Here is a 17,131-nt window from a genome sequence, read left to right as displayed (position 1 = left end):
CAAGATCAGGCCTCGGCCACCAGGCCGGGGACCTTCTTGCTCGTGTTGTGCCGGAAGATGTTGACCGCGCCCACCACCGTGTCCGACTCGTCGCGGATCGGGAAGACGTTGACCAGCGCCAGCAACCGGGTGCCGTCGGGCTGTTCGCAGATCACGTCGGCATCGCGCACGGTGCCGCCGTTGTTGGTCACCACCGCGGGCGGGGCCTGGTTGTGCGGCATCACCTCGCCGGAGGGGTAGCGCAGCCGGAACGCGCCGCAGTACTTCTCCGAGGTGCCCAGTTCGGGCGTGCGTCCCCAGGCCGCGATGGCGGCCTGGTTACAGGTGATCAGGGTGCCGTCGGTCTCCAGCACGTAGATGCCGACCGGGATGTCGTCGATTGCCTGCTGGTCAGCCAGCAGACCCTCGGGGGCCAATTTGCCGGACTCCAGGGCGCCCTGGAACTTCAGGCCGTCCAGTTCACCGCGGGTGATCTTGTCGATCAGGTCCATCTTGGTGTCCTTTCCAGCAACGCTGGTTCGCGGCGGCGGAGATTGTCCAATCTGCAACCAGTTCCAGCATGCCGCACCGGAGAGCGCGCCGGTCGATTCGCGCGGGGAGTTCACCGGGATGGCCGGATCATCGGACCCGGCCGGCGATCCGCTCCACCGGCCACAGCCCGAGGTCGATCCCGGCGGTGATGCCCGCGGCGGCCAGCAGCACCACCCCGGTGCGGACCGAGACCAGGGTGCCGTCGACGTGGCTAGGGTTTTGCCATGGGCCGCAACGGGAATGCCGGGCACCGGGTGGCGATCCTGGACGCGCTGGCGCCCGCCGCACCTGGCGCAGGAGCACACGCTGACCTCGATCGCCTGCCAGGCCAAGGTCAGCGTGCGCACCCTGACCAGGCGGTTCCACCAGGAGACCGGGACCAGCCCGGCACGGCACCGCCGGACCTTCCGCTCCACCCCCATCGCCCCCCCTGCGGCGTTAGGTCGCGTACGGCACCAGGGTCGCGTCGATCCCCTCCCAGGCCGCCCGCAACGCGGCCAGGTCGGCCGGTCGCTTCTTCGCCAGGTTCGCCTGTTCGCGGACATCGGCGCCCAGGTCGAACAGGCTCTCGGTGGTCCCGTTGCGGACGTATTTCAGGTCGCCGCGGCGCAACGCGCGCTGGCCCTTCATCCGCCAGAACAGGTCCCGGCGCGGAATCGGCGTGCCGCGGAACAGGTGTCCGGCCAGGCTGACCCCGTCGAGTGGGTGTGCGGGGGACGGGGTGGCGCCGGCGAGTTCGAGGAAGGTCGCGGTCCAGTCCAGGGTGTGCACCGGGGCGTGCTCGACCTGGCGCGGGCGGAGTTGTCCCGGCCAACTCAGCAGGGTCGGCACCCGCAGTCCGCCCTCGGCGACCTGCCCCTTGGCGCCGGCGAAGGGCCAGGTGTTGGAGAAGCGCTCGCCGCCGTTGTCACTGGCGAAGAAGACCAGGGTGTTGTGCAGCTGGCCGTTGCGGCGCAAGGCGTTGAGCACCTGGCCGATCGCACGGTCCAGGTCCTCCACCATTTCCCGGTACGTGGCAAGGGATCCGCCGTCGCGGTGCTGCAGCACGCCCTTCTCCCCCGCCTTGATCCTGGCGGTGAGTTCGTCGCTGACGGCCTGGTCCCCCGGGCTCTCCCACGGCCAGTGCGGGGTGGTGTAGTTCAGGTTGAGCAGCCAGGGTTTCCGGTGTTCGCGGCCCAGGAACTCGGTGGCCCGCTCGGTGACGATGTGGGTGTAGTAGCGGAGATCGTGGTACTCGACCTCGTTCTCGAACAGGTCGTGCGCGCCCAGGTAGGACAGCTTGGAGAAGTAGTCCAGGCCGCCGCTGAAGTTGCCGAAGAACTCGTCCCAGCCCAGCCGGGTCGGGCTGAACCAGGGCAGGTAACCGCAGTGCCACTTGCCGATCAGCGCGGTGTCGTACCCGGCCGCCTTGACCAGACTGGCCAGCGTCGGGTGGCCGATCGGGATGCCGTCGACCTCGTTGGGCGCGTCGATCGGTTCCTTGAGCCCGCCGCGCAACCGGCCCGGGTAGCGGCCGGTGTACAGGCCGATCCGGGTGGGCGAGCAGACCGAGGAGGCCGAGTAGGACTGGGTGAACCGGATCCCGGAGGCGGCCAGGCGGTCCAGGTTCGGGGTGCGGATCTCCGGGGCGCCGTAGCTGGACAGGTCGGCCCAGCCCAGGTCGTCGGCGAGGATGACCAACAGGTTGGGGCGCGGTGGTCTTCCGTTGCCCAGCGGCCGGAACGGCTCCTCGGCGGCCGCGGCCGCGCCGGGGGCGAGCGTGGTCAGCGCACCCGCGCCGAGCAGTCCGCCGAGCTGTCGCCTGCTGAGGTTTCCCGCTTCCCGCGTCACGGCTCCGACGCTAGGGACCGGCTCGCCGCGACGGCAGTCCGTCCCACGATGTGACCTGGGTTACTGCGATTCCGGTCTCAGTTCGACCTGCCTGCCCACGTCGTCGCCCTCGGCCGCGTCCAGCACCGCGTCCAGCAGCCCGGGGAACCGGGACTCCAGGTCGGCGCGGCGCAGGTTGACGAAGCAGCGGGTGCCCTCCTGCCGGGTCCAGGTCAGGCCCGCGTCGCGCAGCACCCGCAGGTGGTGGCTGAGGGTGGATTTGGCCACCGGGGCGAGCAGTTCGCCCCAGCCGCGTTCCGCGCCGTCGCCGAGCACCCGCACCAGGCCGACCCGGATCGGGTCGCTGAGCGCGGACATGACCCCGATCAGGGTCAGCTCGGCGGTGTCTGGGTGCCGGACGTCCTTCACCGGACCATGATAACTTGTTCGATGTTCCATGAACGTCGAACAAAGGATGCGCATGGCTGACTTCACCGATCGGGTCGTGCTGGTCACCGGCGCGGGCTCGGGCATCGGCCGGGCCGCGGCGGTCGCCTTCGCCGAGGCCGGGGCGCACGTGCTGGGCGTCGGACGCAGGCAGGAGGCCCTGGACGAGACCGCGCGGGCGCACCCCGGCATCGCGGTGCTGGCCGCCGACATCCGCGCCGAGGACGCCCCCGCGGCGGTGGTGCGGGCCGCGGTCGAGCGCTGGGGACGCCTGGACGTGCTGGTCAACAACGCGGGCGGGTTCACCCCGGCGCCGCTGGCCGGGATCACCGCCAGGACCGTCGACGACCAGTTCGCGCTCAACGTGACCGCGCCCGTGCTGCTCGCCGCCGCCGCACTGCCGCACCTGCGTGAGACCCAGGGCTCGATCCTCAACGTCTCCAGCCTCTACGGCCACCGCCCGATGGGCGCGGGCGGCTCGCTCTACGCCGCCACCAAGGCCGCCCTGGAACAACTCACCCGCAGCTGGGCGCTGGAACTGGCCGCCGACCGGGTGCGGGTCAACGCGGTCGCGCCGGGCCCGACCGAGTCCGAGGCCCTTGCCGTGTCCGGGCTGCCGGCCGAGGTGGTCGAGCAGATCAAGCAGGCCGAGGCCGCCAGGGTCCCGCTGGGCCGCCGCGGCGACCCGGCGGAGGTCGCGCTCTGGCTGCTGCACCTGGGCGATCCGGCGGTCACCTGGGTCACCGGGCAGGTGCTCACCGTCGACGGCGGGCTCGAACTCACCTGAGGTCTAGGGTGGACGCCGGGTCCTGATCTGGAGGTTGTGGATGTTCGTGCGCCGCTTCGCCCTGCTGGCCTCGGTCCTGCTGGGCGCGCTCACCGTCGGCGGCCCGGCCGCCATGGCCGTGAGCACCGCCCCGCCGGTGACCAGCACGGTCGAGACGCAGGAACTCCGCCGCCTCGGCCCGCTCGCCGACCTGGTCATCCAGCGCCTGCTGGTCGGCGACCTGGTGGCCGCCTCCAAGTTCGGCACCGGCAAGCCGATCGACGATCCGGTGCGCGAACAGCAGGTCCTGGACGCGGTGCGGGCGCAGGCGGGTCCGCTGGGCCTGGACCCCGAGGCCACGGTCCGCTTCTTCCAGGACCAGATCACCGCCAACAAGATCGTGCAGCGCGGCCTGTTCGACCGCTGGACCCGGCACCCCGGCCAGGCCCCCACCACCCGCCCCGACCTCAACCTGATCCGCCAGCGCCTGGACGAACTCGCCACCAGGCTGCTGACCGAACTGGTGTCCACAAAGGACATCCGCAAGCCCGGAATCGCTTGCCAGGTGCGACTCCTGGTTGCCCAGCAGGTCGGCGCGGCCCAGCACCGGCTGGACCGGTTGCACCGGCAGGCCCTGGACACCGGCGTCGCGTCCATCTGCTGATTTGCCCCTCCCCCAGGGGGAGATCGGAGGGTGGACGGCATGGACTTCTCCATCGGCGAACTGGCCCGGCGCACCGGCCTGACCGTCAAGGCCATCCGCTTCTACTCCGACCAGGGCCTGGTGCCCGCCGAACGCGACCCCGGCGGCTTCCGCCGCTACGACCGGGCCGCGCTGGCCCGCCTGGAACTGATCCGCACCCTGCGCGCCCTCGACCTGGACCTGCCCGCCATCCGCCGGATCCTGGACCGCGAACTGACCCTGCCCGAGGTCGCCGCCACCCACGCCGCCGCCCTGGCCACCCAGATCCGCACCCTCACCCAACGCCACGCCGTGCTGCGGGTGGCCGCCGCGCGCGGCGCCGACGCCGGTGAACTCGACCGCCTGCACCGCCTCGCCACCCTCACCCGGGCCGAACGCGACCACCTGGTCGAGGACTTCCTCGCCGAACTCCCGGACAACCCGGTGCTGACCGGGCTCAAGCGCACGCTCACCCCCGAACTGCCGGAAAACCCCGACACAGCCCAGATCGAGGCCTGGCTGGAGCTGGCCGAGCTGACCGCGGACCCCGGGTTCCGCGCCACCCTGCGGCAACTGGCCGGCCGGCAGGAGCCGGTCCTGCGACGCGATCCGATCGCCGTGGTCCGTGAGCTGGTCGCCCCGGCACTGGCCGCTGGCATCGAGCCGGACCAGCCCGCGGCCCGGCCGGTGGTGCTGGAACTCCAGGCCGGGTGGCCCCGCGCGGAGCTGCTCGCCCGGCTCACCGCCGCCGCCGACCCGCGGCGCGAGCGGTACGTCCGGCTGCTCGCGATCGTCAACGGCTGGCAGGCCCCGGAACCCCTGGCCCCGACCCTGGACTGGGCGATCCGGGCGCTGCGGTCCACAGTGGACCGTGCGGCTCAGTAGGCTGCGGTGTCGATGATGATCTCCGAGTGCAGCGTGCGGTGCACCGGACACCGGTCCGCGATCTCCATCAGCCGCTGCCGCTGCGCCGCGTCCAGCTGACCGGTGATCCGGATCGACCGCTCGATCCGGTCCAGCCTGCCGTCCTTGGTCTCGCAGTCCGCGCAGTCCCTGGCGTGCACCCGGGAATGCCGCAGCGCCACGCTGACCCGCTCCAGCGGCCAGCCCTTGCGCTCGGCGTACATCCGCAACGTCATCGAGGTGCACGCGCCCAGCCCGGCCAGCAGCAGGTCGTACGGGGACAGCCCGCTGTCCTCACCCAGCGGGCGGGGTTCGTCGGCGGCGATCAGGTGGCGGCCGACCGAGATGGTCTGGCCGTAGGACCCGGTGCCGTTCTCGGTGACCAGCACGTGGCCCTCGGGTTCGGCGGCGGGTTCGGGCAGGTGCCGGGCCGCCCAGGTGGCGATCAGCGTGCCCGCGTAGGCGGCGTCGCCCGGGGTGCTCAGCTCGTGGTCGGCGCCGTCGAGGGCGAGGAAGGACTTGGGATGCCTGGCGGCCTGGAAGATCCGGCGGGCGTGGTCGACGCCGACCGCGTTGTCGCTCGGCGAGTGCAGGATCAGCAGTGGGGCGCCCAGTTTCGCGGGCAGCTCCCCCGGCGCGATCGCGGCCAGGGTGGCGATCGCGGCGGTGGCGGGCAGGTGCGGGGCGGCCAGCAGCACGGCCGTGCCGCCGATGCCGTGGCCGAGCAACAGCAGCGGCCCCGGCAGGTGTTCGGCCAGCCGGAGCAGCTCGTCCGCGGCCGCCGCGCTGGCCTCCAGCTGATGCACGGCCAGACCGTTGGCGGCCAGGGCCTGGCTGATCGCGGCCGCCGCGGCGGCGGGCAGGTTGTGCGCGAACAGGGCGTGGGCGTGTGGCAGGCCGGTCTGCGTGGTCACACGCCGACTTTAGGGGGTGATCAGCGCTTCGTGGCGACCACGATCGCGTAGCCGATCTCCGGGGTCACCGCGAGCCGGGCCATGCCGTTGTCCACGTCCGCGCCGTAGTCCACCGGCAGGTCCTCCAGCTGCATGCCCTCGATCCAGTCCTCGTTCTCCTCCTGCAGCGCGCGGAAGGTCTGCCGCAGCGAGTCGTCGGAGATGTCGGTCAGCTCGGCGAACTCCAGCCCGCACTCGGCCAGCAGCGCCGGATAGTTCTCCACCGGGTGGATCGCGGCCACGTTGCCCGAGGTCCAGCAGGACTGCAGCACCGCGTTCTGCTCGTCGGTCAGCGGCACCAGCTGGACCAGGTCCGCGATCACCAGCCGGCCGCCCGGCCGCAGCACCTCGGCGATCTGGCACAGCACCTGACGCTGGTCCGGCATGTGGAACAGCGACTCGAACAGCCACACCCCGTCGAAGGAACCCGGTCCGAACGGCAGGGCCATCGCGTCGGCGAACTGGAAGCGCACCCGGTCGGCCAGGCCCTCCTCGGCGGCGAGCTGCCCGGCCCGTTCCAGCTGCAACCTGCTGACGTTGACCCCGACCACCTCGACCCCGGCGGCCTTGGCCAGGTCCACCGCGGGACGGCCGGTGCCGCAGCCGATGTCCAGCACCCGCTGACCAGGCCGCACCTCGACCTTCTCGATCATCAGCGCGGTCATCCGTCTGGAGGCGTCGCGCACCGAACTGCCCGGCGGCAGGTCCTTCCAGTACCCGATGTGCAGACTGCCGCCCAGGTCACCGGCGACGAACTCGGTGATCTGGTCGTAGTACGCGCCCACCGTCTCGGCCGTAACCCCGCTGGCACCCCGGATCACCATGGCCACCTCCAGATGAACCTGAGTACCGGACCGGCTTCCGCCCGGTCAAGCCCGGCCCGGACTTCACCATTCTGAACAAATCCGGATCGATTAGGCCGTTCGGGTTATAACGCGATAGACCAAAAGGCCGTTTGCGGTGACGCGGGTCATTTCGAAGTATTCAAACGAACGATGCCGGATACCGGGCATGAGGTCTTGACTGGAGACGTTCATACGTTTCGTCCCCGCCATTAGCTTTTCATCCCGAAAGGCCCCTTCGTGAGCTTCAAGCGATCACTTTCTGTCGTGCTGCCACTGGTAGCCGTCGCCGCCATCGTGGTCAGCCCGGTCGCCCAGTCCAAGTTGCCGGCGCAGAGCCCGGTCAACGTGGTGCCGGAAGCGATCCAGATCGACCCCACGCACCCCAAGCTGGATGTCAGCTACGGGCACTCCGAGCTGGAGTTAAAGTACATCCGCAAGGACGCGGCCAATCCGAACGGCTGCCAGGTCCGCGACCACGAGGAGACCGAGGAGGCCGAGGTCAAGCCCGGCTCCGGTTTCGTCACCGCGGGCGGTGTCCGTTTTGACCTTATCCAGTTCCATTTCCACACCCCGGCTGAGCATCGCTTCGCCGGCCGGCAGTACCCGCTGGAAATGCACCTGGTGCACCGCAGCGCGGCCGGCAAACTGCTGGTGGTCGGCGTTCCGCTGCGGGCGGGCGAGCATTCCACGGTGGACACCGTGCTGGCCAAGCTCGCGCCGGAATGTGGAGCCCCGGTGCACATTCACAGCATCAACCTGAACACCCTGCTCCCGCACAACAAGCACACCCTGCACTACCAGGGCTCGCTGACCACCCACCCCTTCGACGAGGGCGTGCAGTGGTACCTGGCCGCGGAGAAGACCGTCAGCCAGGCCACCCTGTCCCGGTTCCAGGGCCTGTTCAGCCACGGCAACTCGCGTGCCGTCCAGCCGCTCAACGGCCGCCACTTCACCGAGGTCGGCCTGATCTGAGCTAGCCCGTTCCATCAACCAGGTGAGCCCGGCGGGTTACCCACCCGGCCGGGCTCACCCTGTGCTGCACTGACCGGATGTTCGTCGGCCGTCAGCGTGAACTGGCCCAGCTCGATCAGCTGCTGGACGCGCTGCCCGCCGGACCGACCCCGGTGGAGATCGTCGGCGAGCCGGGCATCGGCAAGTCCCGGCTGCTGCACGAGATCGGCGTGCACGCGGCCGGGCGCGGCCTGACCGTGCTGACCGGCCGGGCCGGGGAGTTCGAGCGCGACCTGCCCTTCGGGGTCTTCCTGGACGCCCTGGACCACCACCTCGCGGCGCTGTCCGGGCAGCGCGCCGAGGCACTGGGCCCCGGCCACCTGCGCTGGCTGGCCACCGCCTTCCCCGGCCTGGCCGACCGGGTCCCGCCGGGTCCGCCGCCGCAGGCCGCCGAGCGCTACCTGCTGCACCGCGCGGTGGCCGCCGCACTGGACGCGCTGGCCGGACCGGCCGGGCTGGTGCTGGCCCTGGACGACCTGCACTGGGCGGATGAGTCCACCGCGGAACTGCTCGCCCACCTGCTGCGCCGCCCGCCCGCGACCCGGCTGCTGCTCCTACTCGCGCACCGGCCCCGCCAGCTGCCGGACAAGCTGGCCGCGGTGCTCGCCGGTCCGGCCTACGCCACCCGGCACCGGATCGAGCTGCCGCCGCTGGAGTTCGCCGCGGCCCAGCAGCTCCTGCCCGCCCACCCCGAGCGCAGGCGGCTCTACGACATCGCCGGCGGCAACCCGCTCTACCTCCAGGTCCTCGCGCACGGCGGTGAGCTGGCCGCGCCGGCCGAGCAGGGCGCGGAGGTCCCGCCGGGGGTGGCCGCGTTGCTGCGTGGCGAGTTCGCCCGCCTGTCCCCCGCCGCCCGGCTGGTCGCCCAGGCCGCCGCGGTGATCGGCGACCAGGTCGACCCGGAGCTGGTGGCCGCGGCGGCGGGTCTGGGCCTGCCGGAGACGCACGCCGCCGCCGAGGAGCTGTTCGAGGCCGACCTGCTCCGCGGCACCGGCGCCGGCCAGCGGGTCACCTTCCGGCATCCGTTGCTGCGCAACGCCGTCTACCACTCCGCCACCCCGCTCTGGCGGGCCGCCGCGCACGGCCGCGCCGCCGGTCTGCTGACCGGGCGCGGGGCCGCGCTGACCACCATCGCCCCGCACATCGCCCGCTCCGCCGCGGTCGGCGACCCCGCCGCCGTCGACCTGCTGCGCCAGGCCGCCCGGCTGGCCCTGGCCCAGGCCCCCGCCACCGCGGTGAGCTGGCTGCGGGTGGCCCTGCACGGCCACCCCACCCCGGCCGACGAACTGGGCCGGGACCTGAGCCTGGAACTCGCGCACGCGCTGATGCTGCGCGGGGACTACCCGGCCTGCTGGGACATCCTGCGCGGGCAGCTCGACACCGCCCCGGCCGGCCGCCCGCACCTGCGGCACCAGGCCGTGGTGCTGTGCGCGACCACCAGCCGCCTGCTGTGCCGCCCCGAGGAGGGCCGCCGCCTGCTGCGCGAGGAGCTGGCCAGGGACTACCCGCGCGCGGACGCCGACACCGCGACCCTGTGGCTGCACCTGGCCCTGTCCCACGTCCTGGACGCCCGCTTCACCGAGGCGGCCGAGGCGGCCACCGCCGCGCTGGCGTTGACCCTGCCGGAACCGTTGCGCTGCATAGCCTTGGCCATGATCGCCTGGTCCTACCCGGAACTCGGCCGGGTTCCCGAGGCGGTCGCGGCCATGGACGAGGCGGTGGCCCTCTACGATCGCCTGGCCGAGCCGGAACACCTGGCACACCTGGGTTTCACCCACATCACCCCGCTGGTCGAGGCCATCTGCCACCTGCGCCTCGGCGACACCTTGCGCAGACTCGGCCAGGTCCGCCGGATGTCCGAACGCCTGGGCCACCTGACTTTCGGCGGCGAGGTGCTCGGCACCACCGCCACCGTGCTGGCCCACGCCGGCCGGATGTCCGAGGCCACCGCCCAGGCCGAGGAGGCCCTGGACGCCGCCCGGCTGACCGGCATCGAACCGTTGCTGGTCAACGTGTTGTGCGCCAGCGCGTCCGTCGCCCTGTACTGCCTGGACCTGGACGCGGTCGAACAGGCGGGCCGCGAGGTCGCCGCCCTGTCCTGCGCGAGCTGGCACCCCCTCGCGCCACACCTGTCCCTGATCCGCGACCTGGTCCGCGCCCGCCTCGGCCTGGACGCCCCACTGGCGGAGACCATCGCCCGCCTCGGCGGCCCCGACCTCCCCGGCACCCTGCACCGCGCCCGCGTCCTGACCTACCTGGAACTCGCCCACATCGCCGCCGAGGCCGACCGCCCCGCCGAAGCCGCCGACTGGGCCAGTCGCGCGGAATCCCTGACACAGCCCCAACTCCCGTGGAGCACCGCCGCCGCCACCCTGGCCAGGGCCTACGCCGACTCCCGCACCCCCAAGCCTGCCCACGCCCTCCGCCTCGCCGAACAAGCCGCCACCGCCTTCGCCACCGCGGGCTTCCCCGTGCAATCCGCCAGAGCCACCCTGCTGTGCGGCCAACTGCACGCCACCCTCGGCGACCGCGACCAAGCACTGTCCACAATGGACAAAGCAGCCGCCGTCTTCGCCGACTGCGGCGCCACCCGGCACACCGAGATCACGCTCCGCCACCAGCGCCGCCTGGGCCGCCGAGTCCCCCGCACCACCAGCGACTCCCCGCACGGCCTCACCCCCCGCGAGTCCGAGATCGCCGCCCTGGTCGCCCAGGGCCACAGCAACCGCGCCGTGGCCACCCTGCTGGTGGTCAGCGAACGCACCGTGGAAACCCACCTCAGCCGCGTCTTCCAGAAACTCGGCCTCAGCTCCCGCACCGCACTGGCCGCCCTGCTCGCCCGCGACAACAACCGGCCATGACCCCCTGCCACAACCGAATTCCGCGCATCCTGGCGGTATGAGTTTCGCGCACATGCGCCCCGGCGGGGTGAGCACCGAGATGGAGTCGTTGTCCCGGCGGGGTTCCGCACTGGACGAGGGCTGGCAGTCCGTCAAGTCCGCCATCGCCGGCGCCGAATCCGGCATCGGCGGCGACCTGCTGGGACAGGCGTTCCGCTCGGTGTACACCGCACCGGGCGAGGCGGCCAGGGTGGCGGCGGACAAGGTGGGGCCGGCGATGCTGGCGGACGCGCGGGTGGGGATGCGGTGTGCGGAGGACTATCTGGGGGCGGACACGGTGTCGGCGGCGAGCATGCCGGTGGGCGACGTCCGGGCCTGAACCCGGCCGAGGGCATTGTGCGGATCGATGTAACACGCGGCCGCCGACCCGCGACGAGGAGGACGTTGATCTCAGGGGAGGAATCAGCGTGGCTCTGTTCGGCAACAAGGACAACGCGGAGATCGCCGGTCTGCAACAGCAGCTGGCCGCCGCGCACGGCATGATCGGGGAACTGCGCGGCTGGGTCGGCCAGTTGCGCGGCGCGGAGACCGCGGCGCTGGAGGCCGAACTGCGCGGCCTGCGGACCGCGGTGACCGAGGCCAAACGCGAGTACGCGGATCTGGCCACGGCCCGCCAGCAGGCCCACGACGAGGCCCTGCGATGGCGGGCGCGGCTGGTGGAGACCCGGGAGCTGGCGCTGCTGCAGGAGGTCGGGGTCTATGAGTACGCGCACCCGCTGGACGACGCGGTCGCCTACAAGGACGCCATCGGCGAGCTGAAGCAGCGGATCAAGGCCGCGGCCAGGGGTGACGCGGTGACCTGCCAGGTCGACTGGGCGGTGAACGGCTCGGTCAAGGAGGGCCAGCGGCTCGGGCGGGACATGGCCAAGCTGATGTTGCGCGCCTACAACGCCGAGGCGGACAACGCGGTGCGCGTGGTGAAACCGCACACCCGCGAGTCGGTCCTGAAGCGGCTGAGCACGACCAGGGAGACCATCGGCAAGCTCGGCGTGCTGATGCGCATCGCCATCTCCGCCGACTACCACCGGCTGCGGCTCAAGGAGATCGAGCTGACCAGCGACTACCTGGCGCGGGTCGAGGTGGAGCGGGAGCAGGCCAGGGCGGAGCGGGAGCGGCTGCGCGAAGAGGCCAAGGTGATGAAGGACATCGAGCGGGAGCGGGCCCGGCTGGCCAAGGAGCGGTCGCACTACGCGAGCGTGGTGGCCCGGCTGGAGGCCAAGGGCGATCTGGACGGGCTGGCCAGGGCGCGCGAGCAGCTCGCCTCGGTGGACGACGCGATCGCCGGGGTCGAGCAGCGCGCGGCCAACGTGCGCACCGGGTACGTCTACGTGATCTCCAACGTCGGCGCGTTCGGCCCGGACGTGGTCAAGATCGGCCTGACCCGGCGGCTGGACCCGATGGACCGGGTGCGCGAGCTGGGCGACGCCTCGGTGCCGTTCCGCTTCGACGTGCACGCGCTGTTCTTCGCCGAGGACGCCGTGGCCCTGGAGACCGAGCTGCACCAGCGGCTGAGCCACCGGCGGGTCAACCTGGTCAACCCGCGGCGGGAGTTCTTCTACGCCACCCCGGCCGAGGTGCGGGACCTGCTGACCGCCATGGGCGACAAGCACATCCTGGAGTACACCGACACCGCCGAGGCCGTCGAGTGGCGGGCCTCCGACCCGGCCCGGCGGCAGGCGAGCGGCCCGGCGCGCACCGACGTCGGCGCGGACGGCGACCTCTCCAGCGACGGCGGTGAGTGAGCGGTGAACCAGCCCCTGACCACCCGCCCGGCCGCCTGGCTGCCCGATCCCCTTGACGAGGGGCTGATCCGCTACTGGGACGGCGGCCGGTGGACCTTCCACACCGCCGTCCGCCCGGTCGCCGCCCCTGCCGCACCCCGGCCACCCGAGCCCGCGCCACGGCAGGCGCCCGCGTTGCGACCCGATGTGGCCGCGGCCCTGGAGCGGGTGCGCGGCGCGCTGGTGGGGTCGATGAAGGAGGTCAACCTGCTCGGTGAGCACCTGCGCCGGGAGGAACGGGTGCTGGCGCTCACCGGCGCGCACGGCGAGGGGCACGGGGTGCTCGCCTGCACCAACCAGCGGTTGCTCTTCCTGTTCGTCGGCCTGGTCCGCAGGCAGTTCGCCGAGGTGAACTGGAACCAGGCCAAGGCCGTGGTCTACGACCGGGCGAGCCGGACCTTCGCCGTGTACACGACCCGCCCGACCAAGCGGGCGGTGCCCGCGATCGCGGTGCGGGTCGCCAACCTGGCCGACGCCCAGGCCGTGGCGCACGCGGCGGAGTCCGCCTCGGCCGCGCCCCGGCTGGACGTCACCTGACCCGCCCTACCCCCGCACCAGCTCCCGCGGCTGCTCGGCCACCGCCGCCTGCCGCCGGAACGGCGCGGCCAGCGTCGGCAGCACATGCGCCCGGTTGCGGATCAACGCCGCCACCGCCAGCACCAGGTACACCCCGCACAGCACATACCGAGCCGTCTGCCCCGGCAACGCGAACTGCACCGCGAACAACCCCAGCAGCGTCCACGCCGACCACCGCGGGAAGCGCAGGGCCAGCAGCGCGGTGACGCCGAGCAGGGTCTGGGTGGCGGTGAGCAGGAACTCCTCGATCTGGCGGGCGTCCAGTTGCAGGCCGCCCGCGCCGCCGCCACCCAGCAGGTAGGCCACCGGCAGGCTGCCCACCAGCAGGGTCCACTGGTTGACCTTGCTGGAGATGAGGGTGCCGATGGCGGCCTCGCCGTGCCCGCGCAGGGCGAACAGGATGGCCACGATGAACTCCGGGGACTCCGATGCCAGCGGGGCCAGCCACTGCACCAGCAGGAACTCGTCCACGCCGAGCTGCCTGCCGGTGGCGATCAGCCCGTGCGCGAAGGGTTCCGCGCTGGCCAGCACCACCACCGCGGCGAAGACGAACAGGCCGATCACCAGGCTCCGCCGGGCCCGCCGGGGCAACGCGCCGATGACCGCGGCCGGGCCGACCAGGTGCGGTTCGCTCGCCTCCGAGCGGGAGACCTTCCACAGGTAGAAACCGAACAGGCCGAGCAGGGCGCAGCCGAGCAGCAGCGAGATCTGGCCGGTGGCCGGGATGACGAAGGCCACCACCGCGGCGATGGCCAGGAAACCCAGTTCGACCCGGTAGTTCGAGCCGAGCACCAGTTCGCGCACGGACCGGCCGGTGCGGCGGCGGGCCACGAACAGGGCCAGCAGCACCACCAGCGACCAGCCAAGGCCGAGCAGCAGGCGGTTGGAGCCGGTCATGTTCGCCGCGGCGTAGGCGACCTGACTCGGGTCGGTGCCCGCGCTGTAGGCGAAGTACAGGTCCACCGCGTACTCGGGCAGCACCGCGATCACGGCCAGGATGGCGATGGCCAGCCCGCCGGAGATGTCGGCCTGCGCGGCCTCGGCTGCCCAGGCCAGCAGGAAGGAGGCCGCCACCACCGCGGCGCCGAAGAGCAGCAGCGCGGCCAGTGGCGAGGGGTGCAGGCCGCCGAAGCGGACGATCAGCGCGGGCAGGGTGAGGGCCACGCAGACGGCGAGCGGCCGGACCAGCTTGCTGGACACGGTGTTCCTTCCGGACGGCGACGGCCAGACCGGGGCTCCAGGGAGGCTCGGCCAGGCATGACTGCTTGGCCGAAGGTCTCGCCCACCGGCTGGGCCGGTCCCGGCGCCGGAGGACACGAGGTCCCCAGCATGTCGACGCACGGAGTTGCGGGCTACTCCCCTTCGGAGTGCGCCCAGCCTCTCATCATTTCGACATCTTCGCAACTATCGAACTGTCGAGTCGGGCTGCCGGCCGGCGATCACTAGCGGAACAATGGGCTGGCCATGCCGACACAGCCCGCACCCACCGAGCCGCCGCCCCCCGGCCAGGCCACCGAGCCGACCCCCGCGCAGCTGCGTGCCAGCGCCGACACCTTCGCCCTGCTGGCCAGCCCGGTCCGCCTGCACCTGGTCTGGCTGATCACGCACGGCCCCTACGACGTGGGCACGCTGGCCCGCCGGGTCGGCATCGGCATCGCCACCGCCTCCCAGCACCTGACCAAGCTGCGCCTGGCCGGGGTGATCTCCGCGCACCGGGACGGCCGCCGCCAGCTCTACACGGTGGACGACCCGCATGTGATCACCCTGATCCAGCAGATCTTCGACCACATCGCGCCGGACGGATCCCTGGCCCCCGACCCGCCGCTCGCCGCTCGCGACTAGGTTCTGCGGCATGACTACCGAGGCGTCCCTGGTCGGGCGGTGGCGGCTGGACTGGTACCGCGAGCTGGACGTGGCGACCGGGGCCACGCTCAGCGATCCGTTCGGGCCCAACCCCAACGGCCGCCTGCTCTACACCGCGCGCGGGCACATGTCGGTGCACCTGGCCCGCACCGACGGCCAGACCCACGGCGTGGACTACTACTTCGGCTACACCGGCACCTACACCCTGGACGGGGATCAGGTGGTGCACAAGCTGGAGATCAGCTCGCACCCCGATCTGACCGGGGCCGAGCAGCGGCGCGGATTCAAGTTCGAGGGCGACCGGCTGACGTTGAGCACGCCGGAGTACGTGGTGGACGGGCGCGCGCGGGTGGCCGCGCTGTGCTGGGTGCGGTCCTGACGGCTCAGCCCACCGGCGGTTGTCCGGCGATGACGTTGCCGAGGTTGCGCAGGCCGACGTTGCCGGGTGTCGCCTCGAAGACGCGGCTGTGCGAGTCGGTGCGGAAGCGCACCTCCGGCGGCGAGTCGATGTTCAGCCGCCTGGCCCCGTAACCGTCATCGCTGGGGTCGCGGACGAACAGGCCGGTGTCGGCGAACCAGTCGGCGCTGTCCTCGGCCACCCACACCCTGCCGACCCGGTGCTGGCTCGCCTCGTGCGTGCCGTTGCCCAGGCTGCCGACCGAGACGAACTCGTCCACGTCCAGCACCCGGTCCCTGGTCGCGAGGCCCGCGACCAGGGCGCCGTAGCTGTGGCCGATGACGGTGTTGTGCGAGCGGGGGCCGTCGTGGCCGGCCCGCAGTCCCTGCTGGAACCTGGCCAGGTCGTCCTTCGCGTCGTGGGCGGCGTGGCTGCCGGCGGTGTTGGCCGCGTCGGCGCCGTCCGGTGAGTCGTAACCCAGCCAGCCGATCACCGCGGTGGACGGGGATCCGGCATCGGTGGTGGCCTGGTGCAGCACGTCCAGCCGGTCGATGATCGTCTGCTCGCCGGGCGCGGACGGGGTGGCCAGGGTGCTGATGTTGTGGCTGATGCCGGGGATCAGGGTGGCGACGTTGGCCGCGGTGTCCGGGTTGCCGCGGGAGACGATCGCCCGGCCGTCGTCGGCGTTGTCGAAGCCCAGCAGGAAGTACTTCTGGTCGCCAGCGGTGGGATTCCTCGGGTCGTAGCCGACATCCGGGCCCAGGCGGGCGGACAGCTCGTCCAGGTGCTTGGCGCGCTGGTCGAGACGGTCGGCCTCGGCGAGCAGACCGGCCCGGTTGACCGGGTCGGCACCGCCGACGCCCTCGCCGGACTGCGGGACGATCCCGCCGTCCAGCCGGGTGGCCTCCTCGCGCAGCCGCCGGGCCTGGGCACGCAGATCCTCCGAGGTTCGCCCCAGCAGCAGGCGGTTGGCGTCGTCGCGGGCCGCGGTGGGCAGGCCGTCGAGTCCGGCGACCAGCTCCGGTTGCTCCCTGATCAGCCGGAGCTGCTCCTCCGGGGAGAGCTTCCGCCACCACTCGGCGTTCTGCTTCGGGTCGATTCCCGGCTTGGCCTCGTTCGCGGGGTCCTGGAACGCCGAGGGACCGCCCTGCCCGGACACCCTGGCGGCCGCGTCGGTGATGGTGGCGTTGACGATCTCCGCGGTCTGGTTGGCGAACACGGCCTGCGCCGCGCCGCCGAACGGCGGTGGCAGCAGTGCGCCGATCAGCCCGTACACCGGATCGTTGACCCCGATGGTGCTCCGGATGCTGTTCTTCACCCCGGCCACCTCGGCGCCGAAAGCCGCGACCTGACGGCTCAGCGCGGCCATCCCGGTGCCCTGTTCGGTGGCCGTGGCCAGGGTTTTGCCCGCCCTGGCCATGAACGCACCCCCACCGCTGTCACTCCAGGACTGGCGCACCGGGGCCAGGTCGTGCCCGCCCGCGCGCTCGAACGCGCTCGCGCCGCGCTGCCAGCCCGCCGAGAGCTGTTCCAGAGTGTCCTCATTGGACTCCGGCCAGCCGGTGATCGCCCGCACCCTCGGCCACAGCCCAAAACCCGCCTCCGGTTCCGGCACCGCCATTCGCCGCACCCCCTTCACCGTCCGCGTACACGCTGACACGGACCGG

18 protein-coding genes are annotated in these 17,131 nt (G+C 72.3%); 10 read left to right on the top strand and 8 right to left on the bottom strand.

What is annotated here, in order from left to right; all coding sequences use genetic code 11:
• Positions 1-5: 5 nt before the first annotated feature.
• The 4 genes from HNR67_RS21365 to HNR67_RS21350 form a co-directional block, all read right to left on the bottom strand.
• Positions 6-491, bottom strand: a complete 486-nt coding sequence (locus HNR67_RS21365) for a PAS domain-containing protein (RefSeq protein WP_185004013.1) — start codon at positions 489-491, stop codon at positions 6-8.
• Between the two features lie 127 nt (positions 492-618).
• Positions 619-834 carry a hypothetical protein gene (locus HNR67_RS21360; protein ID WP_185004012.1) on the bottom strand — a complete coding sequence of 72 codons (216 nt, stop codon included), beginning with the start codon at positions 832-834 and terminating at the stop codon, positions 619-621.
• Between the two features lie 135 nt (positions 835-969).
• Positions 970-2,361, bottom strand: coding sequence for a sulfatase-like hydrolase/transferase (locus HNR67_RS21355; RefSeq protein WP_185004011.1), 1,392 nt, complete (start codon positions 2,359-2,361; stop codon positions 970-972).
• A gap of 60 nt (positions 2,362-2,421) precedes the next feature.
• On the bottom strand, positions 2,422-2,769 hold the full coding sequence (locus HNR67_RS21350) for an ArsR/SmtB family transcription factor (RefSeq protein ID WP_312987753.1): 348 nt from the start codon (positions 2,767-2,769) through the stop codon (positions 2,422-2,424).
• 52 nt (positions 2,770-2,821) lie between these two features.
• Between HNR67_RS21350 and HNR67_RS21345 the strand changes: the two genes are divergently transcribed.
• From HNR67_RS21345 to HNR67_RS21335, 3 genes are read left to right on the top strand one after another with little or no spacing between them, the layout of a single operon-like run.
• Positions 2,822-3,574 carry an SDR family NAD(P)-dependent oxidoreductase gene (locus HNR67_RS21345; protein WP_246492563.1) on the top strand — a complete coding sequence of 251 codons (753 nt, stop codon included), beginning with the start codon at positions 2,822-2,824 and terminating at the stop codon, positions 3,572-3,574.
• 40 nt (positions 3,575-3,614) lie between these two features.
• Positions 3,615-4,217, top strand: coding sequence for a chorismate mutase (locus HNR67_RS21340; RefSeq protein ID WP_185004008.1), 603 nt, complete (start codon positions 3,615-3,617; stop codon positions 4,215-4,217).
• Positions 4,218-4,256: 39 nt separating this feature from the next.
• Positions 4,257-5,120, top strand: coding sequence for a MerR family transcriptional regulator (locus HNR67_RS21335; protein ID WP_221489993.1), 864 nt, complete (start codon positions 4,257-4,259; stop codon positions 5,118-5,120).
• Here the strand turns inward: HNR67_RS21335 and HNR67_RS44635 are convergent.
• Together HNR67_RS44635 and HNR67_RS21325 are read right to left on the bottom strand one after the other, a co-directional pair.
• Entirely contained in the window at positions 5,114-6,052 is a 939-nt protein-coding gene (locus HNR67_RS44635; RefSeq protein WP_185004006.1) for a bifunctional alpha/beta hydrolase/OsmC family protein, read from the bottom strand. The genes HNR67_RS21335 and HNR67_RS44635 overlap by 7 nt on opposite strands.
• Before the next feature lie 20 nt (positions 6,053-6,072).
• Positions 6,073-6,915 (bottom strand): class I SAM-dependent methyltransferase, encoded by an 843-nt coding sequence (locus HNR67_RS21325; RefSeq protein WP_185004005.1) that lies wholly within the window; start codon positions 6,913-6,915, stop codon positions 6,073-6,075.
• Positions 6,916-7,200: 285 nt separating this feature from the next.
• On the opposite strand from HNR67_RS21325, the gene HNR67_RS21320 reads away from it, so the two are divergent.
• The 5 genes from HNR67_RS21320 to HNR67_RS21300 all read left to right on the top strand — a co-directional run bounded on the left by HNR67_RS21320 (position 7,201) and on the right by HNR67_RS21300 (position 13,165).
• The gene (locus tag HNR67_RS21320; RefSeq protein ID WP_185004004.1) at positions 7,201-7,908 is read left to right on the top strand and encodes a carbonic anhydrase family protein; all 708 of its coding nucleotides are present in this window, start codon (positions 7,201-7,203) and stop codon (positions 7,906-7,908) included.
• 77 nt (positions 7,909-7,985) lie between these two features.
• A complete protein-coding gene (locus tag HNR67_RS45760) occupies positions 7,986-10,808 on the top strand; it encodes a helix-turn-helix transcriptional regulator (RefSeq protein ID WP_185004003.1) in 2,823 nt (940 codons plus the stop codon).
• A 37-nt stretch (positions 10,809-10,845) separates the two neighbouring features.
• Positions 10,846-11,166, top strand: coding sequence for a hypothetical protein (locus HNR67_RS21310; RefSeq protein ID WP_185004002.1), 321 nt, complete (start codon positions 10,846-10,848; stop codon positions 11,164-11,166).
• Between the two features lie 88 nt (positions 11,167-11,254).
• The gene (locus HNR67_RS21305; protein WP_185004001.1) at positions 11,255-12,589 is read left to right on the top strand and encodes a DUF4041 domain-containing protein; all 1,335 of its coding nucleotides are present in this window, start codon (positions 11,255-11,257) and stop codon (positions 12,587-12,589) included.
• Positions 12,590-12,592: 3 nt separating this feature from the next.
• The gene (locus HNR67_RS21300; protein WP_185004000.1) at positions 12,593-13,165 is read left to right on the top strand and encodes a DUF2510 domain-containing protein; all 573 of its coding nucleotides are present in this window, start codon (positions 12,593-12,595) and stop codon (positions 13,163-13,165) included.
• Positions 13,166-13,171: 6 nt separating this feature from the next.
• Here the strand turns inward: HNR67_RS21300 and HNR67_RS21295 are convergent, their stop codons facing one another.
• Positions 13,172-14,404: a sodium:proton exchanger gene (locus tag HNR67_RS21295; protein WP_185003999.1), complete on the bottom strand. Its 1,233-nt coding sequence runs from the start codon at positions 14,402-14,404 to the stop codon at positions 13,172-13,174.
• 264 nt (positions 14,405-14,668) lie between these two features.
• Here HNR67_RS21295 and HNR67_RS21290 point away from each other — a divergent pair, with 264 nt between their 5' ends.
• Both HNR67_RS21290 and HNR67_RS21285 read left to right on the top strand, forming a co-directional pair.
• The gene (locus HNR67_RS21290) at positions 14,669-15,046 is read left to right on the top strand and encodes an ArsR/SmtB family transcription factor (protein ID WP_185003998.1); all 378 of its coding nucleotides are present in this window, start codon (positions 14,669-14,671) and stop codon (positions 15,044-15,046) included.
• A 10-nt stretch (positions 15,047-15,056) separates the two neighbouring features.
• The gene (locus HNR67_RS21285) at positions 15,057-15,446 is read left to right on the top strand and encodes a lipocalin-like domain-containing protein (RefSeq protein ID WP_185003997.1); all 390 of its coding nucleotides are present in this window, start codon (positions 15,057-15,059) and stop codon (positions 15,444-15,446) included.
• A 4-nt stretch (positions 15,447-15,450) separates the two neighbouring features.
• Here HNR67_RS21285 and HNR67_RS21280 read toward each other — a convergent pair whose 3' ends face one another.
• Entirely contained in the window at positions 15,451-17,085 is a 1,635-nt protein-coding gene (locus HNR67_RS21280; RefSeq protein WP_185003996.1) for an alpha/beta hydrolase, read from the bottom strand.
• Between the last annotated feature and the right edge of the window lie 46 nt (positions 17,086-17,131).

Source organism: Crossiella cryophila (assembly GCF_014204915.1).
GTDB classification, from domain to species: Bacteria; Actinomycetota; Actinomycetes; order Mycobacteriales; family Pseudonocardiaceae; genus Crossiella; species Crossiella cryophila.
The sequence above is the reverse complement of the archived record's forward strand: the minus strand, read 5'-3'. Positions and strand labels throughout refer to the sequence as shown.